Genomic DNA, 5,602 nt, shown 5'->3' with positions numbered 1-5,602 from the left:
CGGACGCTTGAGATCTTTGCCATGGCGACAGCGGCGATCAACCGGACGCTGGTCGAGCGCCTGCAAGCGCTGGGCGTCAACGCCTTTGGCCTGTCGGGTCTGGATGGTCGGCTGATCGTCGCGCGCCGCAAAGACGCGATCCGCGTGGTCGAGGGCGGACGCCAGCGAATCCTGCGCGACGACTGGACCGGCACGCCGCAGCAGGTCGACGGCGCGCTGCTCGGCCTGCTGCTCGATCGCGGCTATCTGCCGGTTGTCGCGCCCGTGGCGGCCAGCGAGCAGGGCGCGATGCTCAACGTCGACGGCGATCGGGCGGCGGCGGCGATTGCGGGAGCGCTCCACGCCGAGACGCTGCTGCTGCTGTCGAACGTCGCCGGTCTGCTGCGTCGCTTTCCCGACGAGACAACGCTTGTGCCGCAGATCGGGCGGGGAGAGCTTGAGCGTGCCGCCGAGTGGGCGCAGGGCCGTATGAAGAAGAAGCTGCTGGGCGCGGCAGAGGCGCTCGACGCCGGTGCTGCGCGGGTGATCATCGGCGATGGACGGCGCGATCAACCGATTCGGACCGCGCTTGACGGCGCGGGAACGGCGATTAGCCGTGAGTTTGGGAGTGTGAGTGAGTCCCTCAATCATTCCCGATCGCTCCGCTAAACCTACCGAGGCACACAGAGAATCATGATGACAACTGCAACAACAGCGATCGACTACCGGGCGCTCGAAACCGCCCACGCATCGGGTGTGTACGCCAAGCGTCCGCTCACGATCGTACGCGGCAGCGGCGCGACGCTCTGGGATGAGACAGGCCGCGCCTACATCGACTGTGCGGCGGGGCATGGCGTGGCGAACGTCGGACACTGCCATCCGCGCGTGGTCGCGGCGATTCAGGCGCAGGCGGCGACGCTGCTCACCTGTCAGGAGGCGCTCTTCAACGATCAGCGGGCGCTGCTGCTGGGCGAACTCGCGGCGCTGCTGCCACCGGGGCTGGATCGCCTGTTTCTGTGCAACTCCGGCGCGGAGGCGGTCGAGGCGGCGCTCAAGTTCGCGCGGGCGACGACCGGACGCTCCAAGATTGTCGCGGCGATGCGCGGGTTCCACGGGCGGACCTTTGGCGCGCTGAGCGCCACCTGGGAGGAGCACTACCGCGCGCCGTTCCAGCCGCTCGTGCCCGATTTCGCACACGTGCCGTACAACAACCTTGACGCGCTGGCTGCTGCGATCGGCGCGGATACCGCCGCCGTGCTGCTTGAAGTGATCCAGGGCGAGGGCGGCGTGCGGCCCGGCACCGACGGGTTCTTGCAGGGCGCGCAGCGCCTCTGCCGCGAGCACGGCGCGCTGCTGCTGCTCGACGAGGTGCAGACCGGATTCGGGCGAACCGGGCGCTGGTGGGCCTGCGAGCACGCCGCGCTGGAGCCGGACCTGCTGATTCTGGCAAAGAGCATCGCCGGGGGCGTCCCGATGGGCGCGGTCGCGCTCGGCCCACGGGTCGGGCCGCTCAACGCAGGCACGCATGGCTCGACCTTTGGCGGCAATCCGCTGGCCTGCGCGGCGGCACGGGCCACGCTGGCGGTCCTGCGCGATGAGCGGCTGCCTGAGCAGGCCGCGACTAAAGGCGCGTGGCTGATCGAGCGGCTGCGCAGGCTGCCGCAGCGCCGGATTCGCGAGGTGCGCGGCGTGGGCCTGATGCTTGGGATCGAGCTGCGCGAGCGGGCCGCGCCCTATGTTCAGGCGCTCCAGGAGCGCGGCGTGCTGGCGCTGCTGGCCGGCCCGACCGTGATCCGGCTGCTGCCGCCGCTGGTGATCGGCGTCGACGAGCTGGACGCGGTGGTCGCGGCGCTGGCGGAGGTGCTGCGATGACGATGTGGCAGACACAGCGAACACCCGTCGATCATGCACAGCCCGACGATGCAGCGGCGCTCCGATTGCTCGAAGATCTGGTGGCGATCCCTAGCATTTCGGGCGACGAAGGCGCGGCGGTCAGCTATCTGGTGGCGCAAATGGCGGCGCTTGGCTTCACGGCGCACACCGACGCAGCGGGCAATGCGGTCGGCTCGATTGGCACGGGGCGTCCCGAAACGGTGCTACTGGGCCACATCGACACGGTGCCTGGCGCGATCCCCGTGCGGCGCGTCGATGGGCGGCTCTACGGGCGCGGCACCGTCGACGCCAAGGGGCCGCTCGCGGCCTTCGTGATCGCGGCGGCGCGGCTGCACGCGCAAGGTCGATTACGCGGGCGGATCGTCGTGATCGGCTGCGTGGAAGAGGAAGCGCCCTCGTCGCGCGGCGCGCACCATGTGGTCGCGCGCTACCGCCCGGATCTGTGCGTAGTGGGCGAGCCGAGCGGCTGGAATCGCGTCACGCTCGGCTATAAAGGCGTGCTGCGGATCACGTGCCGCTATGCCGGAGCGGGCGCGCACTCGGCGCACAACCAGCAGACCGCGCCGGAGCGCATCAGCGCGCTGTGGCAGCGGATCGTCGCTCATGCCGCCGCGTTCAACGCCGATCGTGAGCGCGCCTTCGACCACCTGCTCCCGACGCTGCTCCGGATCAACAGCGGCGGCGATGGCCTCAGCGAGTGGGCGACGGCGGAGATCAGCATACGGCTGCCGCTCGATGTTCAGCCCCAAGCGCTGGCGGAGATCATCCGCGCCCTCGATCCGCAGGTTGAGCTGCGCGTGCTGGGAGCAACGCCCGCCTTTCGCGCTGAGCGGAGCACGCCATTGGTGCGTGCCCTCACCCAGGCGATTCGAGGACAGACCGCGCAGCCGGGGCTGGTGCTGAAGACCGGCACCGCCGACATGAACATCGTCGGCCCGGCATGGAGCTGTCCGATCGTGGCCTATGGGCCGGGCGATGCGGCGCTCGATCATACGCCGGAGGAGCATATCGTGCTGGATGAGTACCTCAGCGCGATCCGCGTGCTTGAGACGGCTTTCGCGCGGTTGCACGAATAAAGTTTCAAGTTCCTCGTTTCAAGTTTCGAGTTCGTGGTTCTCCGTCTGTTCTTTGTTCTTGGTTCTTACACCCGCCACGCCGCCCAGGCCAGCATCAGCCAGCCCGACAAAAACGCCACGCCGCCCAGCGGTGTGATCGCGCCCAGCCAGCGCACACCGCTGAGGCTCAGCAGGTACAGGCTGCCGGAGAAGAGCAGCGTGCCAAGCACAAACAGCCAGCCGCTCGCCGTCGTCAGCGTGCCCGGCCAGCGCGTTTGTGCCCAGGCCACGGCGATCAGCGCGAACGCATGGTACATCTGATAGCGCGCGCCAGTCTCGAAGATCGCCAGCATCTCGGCGCTGAGACGCTCTCGCAGCGCGTGCGCGCCGAACGCGCCCGCCGCCACTCCCACCAGCGCCGAGAGCGCGCCGATCGCTAAAAACGTTCGATCCATCTGTATCAGCCTTTCGTGGTTGTCTCAAAACACAGCCACGTATTATATCCTGGCTGCCGGTCGCGCATGGTTGGCGAAGCATGCCGCCTGCTCACTAGGTAGCAACGTCCGCCGCGATCTGGTCCGTCTTCGCCGCCATGATAAAATCGTTGCGGTGCAGGCCATCGATCGCGTGCGTCCACCACATCACTGTTACTTTGCCCCATTCGGTCAGCAGGGCCGGATGATGTCCTTCGGCCTCGGCCAGCTCGCCGACGCGCACCGTAAACGCCAGCGCGGTCTTAAAATCCCGAAAGCGGAAGATCCGCTCAAGCCGTGGCGCGCCGCCCACCTCGAAGATGATCCAATCGGGGATCTGCGGTTTCAACTCCGCGATCTCAGCCGGAGTCACACGCGGCGCTCCCTTGCGACAGGCGACACAGCGCTCTTGAGTAAGCTCGCTCATCACGACACTCCTTGGTTCCGCAACGGCTCTATGGTAGCCCAGACGACGCGCTCCAATCAACTGGTAGCGCTATGGAGCGTGGGACTATCGCCGAAAGACCTGCGGTGTGGTACGCTACAGCCACATCGTGGGAGATGGGAGCAGCCGGTTGGCATCGCCGTCCTGGTTTTGCGCATTGCCCTCCCGAATGTCGGGAAGCGTGCAGCCCGCACGCTTAGGATCGACGCTTCCGGCCCGAAGAGCATGCCGCACGGCAGCAGATCGGCGGCCCTGTAGGATCAGACCTCCGCCGCCGCTCTGGCGCTCTTTGGGCTGGGAGCAACATCACCAAGAGACAAAACCATGCAAATTACGATTCCTATTCTGCTGATCGCCGCCCTGATCGTGCTGCTGCTATCGCGGAGCATCAGGCGCGTGATCGTCTTCGAGTACGAGCGCGGCATTCTCTACTCCGGCGGCAAGTTCCGGCGCGTGCTCGATCCAGGCGCGTACTGGTTGTTCCCACCGCAGACCACGATCGTCAAGCTCGATCTGCGGCCCCGCTTCCTAACGCTGGCGGGTCAGGAGGTGCTCAGCGCCGATAACGTCGGGCTTAAGGTCAGCATGGCCGCGAAATACCGGATCGTCGATCCGCTGGGCGCGGTCCACAACAGCGCAAGCTACGAGGAGGCGCTCTATCTTGAGCTGCAACTGGCGCTGCGCGAGCTGATCGGCGCGGTCAACATCGACGAGGTGCTGGTGAAACGCCAGGATTTGAGCGCGCAGTTGATGGAGCGGGCCGCGCCCGCGATCGAGGCGCTTGGACTGAAGCTGCTGTCGGTTAGCGTCAAAGATGTGATGTTTCCGGGCGACCTGAAGAAGATCTTTGCGCAGGTGGTCAAGGCGCAAAAAGAAGGCCTGGCGGCGCTGGAAAAAGCGCGCGGCGAGAGCGCGGCGCTACGGCATCTCGCCAACGCCGCCAAGATGCTTGAGAACAATCCGGCGCTGATGCAGCTCCGGCTGCTGCAAACCGTCGGCGACGGCTCCGGCAACACGGTTGTCCTGGGCATGCCGGGACAGTCCGTGCCGCTGCCGATCGGCGGGCGGCCCGACAGCGGCAGAGCAGCCGCTCAACCAGGGTCAGACGCGGCGGACGAGCCGTGAGCGTGCAGGACGTCATCGGACAACCGGCGAGCACATCAAACGCCCGCTCTCAGGCTGAGAGCGGGCGGCGTTTCTACGGCTGCGCGGCGCGAGCTAGTGCAGAATCAAGGCGAACATTTGGGAACCAGCGTTTCGCGCTCAAAGTTCCAAGTTTTGAGATCCACGTTTCAAGTTCTCAGTTCTTGGTTCTCGGTTTTTCCCTTGTTCTTTGTTCTTTGTTCCCTCTAGGCCGAAGCGTTGGCCTTGTTGAACTTCGCCATCAGGCGGCTCTTCCGGCGAGCAGCGTTGTTCTTGTGGATCACGCCCTTCGACGCCATCTTGTCGACCAGCGAGATCGTCTGGCGCAGCGCGTCCTTCACCTGCGCCGGATCGCCGGCGTCGATGGCGGTGCGAATCGAGCGCAGCGCGCCGCGAAGGCGGGTGCGCATCTGACGGTTCCGCTCGCGGCGGACGATGTTCTGACGGTGCGCTTTCAGCGCAGAAGCGTGACTGGCCAAGCTTTACCTCGTAATTGGACTCGCGGCTGACCTCAGGAGCGCCCGGAGCGGCGTCTGAGAACCCCAAATTATAGCATGGCTCAGCGGCCACGCCCCTCCTTGAGGCGCCGCAGTTCCCGCCGTTCGCGCTTGTCG

Annotated in this window: 7 protein-coding genes; 4 read left to right on the top strand and 3 right to left on the bottom strand. The window is 66.4% G+C overall.

What is annotated here, in order from left to right; genetic code table 11:
- The 3 genes from VFZ66_22665 to VFZ66_22655 all read left to right on the top strand — a co-directional run.
- Positions 1-648 (top strand): [LysW]-aminoadipate kinase (locus VFZ66_22665; GenBank protein HEX6292007.1); only part of this gene is annotated, 648 nt, incomplete at its 5' end.
- Positions 649-672: 24 nt separating this feature from the next.
- Positions 673-1,851: an aspartate aminotransferase family protein gene (locus VFZ66_22660; GenBank protein HEX6292006.1), complete on the top strand. Its 1,179-nt coding sequence runs from the start codon at positions 673-675 to the stop codon at positions 1,849-1,851.
- On the top strand, positions 1,848-2,948 hold the full coding sequence (locus VFZ66_22655) for a [LysW]-lysine hydrolase (GenBank protein ID HEX6292005.1): 1,101 nt from the start codon (positions 1,848-1,850) through the stop codon (positions 2,946-2,948). Before VFZ66_22660 ends, VFZ66_22655 begins: the two co-directional genes overlap by 4 nt.
- 65 nt (positions 2,949-3,013) lie before the next feature.
- On the opposite strand, the gene VFZ66_22650 is transcribed toward VFZ66_22655, so the two are convergent.
- On the bottom strand, positions 3,014-3,382 hold the full coding sequence (locus tag VFZ66_22650; GenBank protein ID HEX6292004.1) for a DUF423 domain-containing protein: 369 nt from the start codon (positions 3,380-3,382) through the stop codon (positions 3,014-3,016).
- Positions 3,383-3,476: 94 nt separating this feature from the next.
- A complete protein-coding gene (locus tag VFZ66_22645; protein ID HEX6292003.1) occupies positions 3,477-3,827 on the bottom strand; it encodes a 4a-hydroxytetrahydrobiopterin dehydratase in 351 nt (116 codons plus the stop codon).
- A 342-nt stretch (positions 3,828-4,169) separates the two neighbouring features.
- Here VFZ66_22645 and VFZ66_22640 point away from each other — a divergent pair, with 342 nt between their 5' ends.
- The gene (locus VFZ66_22640) at positions 4,170-4,970 is read left to right on the top strand and encodes a slipin family protein (GenBank protein HEX6292002.1); all 801 of its coding nucleotides are present in this window, start codon (positions 4,170-4,172) and stop codon (positions 4,968-4,970) included.
- A gap of 224 nt (positions 4,971-5,194) precedes the next feature.
- Here VFZ66_22640 and rpsT read toward each other — a convergent pair whose 3' ends face one another.
- Entirely contained in the window at positions 5,195-5,467 is a 273-nt protein-coding gene (rpsT, locus tag VFZ66_22635; protein HEX6292001.1) for a 30S ribosomal protein S20, read from the bottom strand.
- Positions 5,468-5,602: the final 135 nt, after the last annotated feature.

It is taken from the genome of Herpetosiphonaceae bacterium (assembly GCA_036374795.1).
Lineage (GTDB): Bacteria > Chloroflexota > Chloroflexia > Chloroflexales > Kallotenuaceae > LB3-1.
Note: the sequence above shows the minus strand (reverse complement) of the source record. Positions and strands in the feature narration are given on the sequence as shown.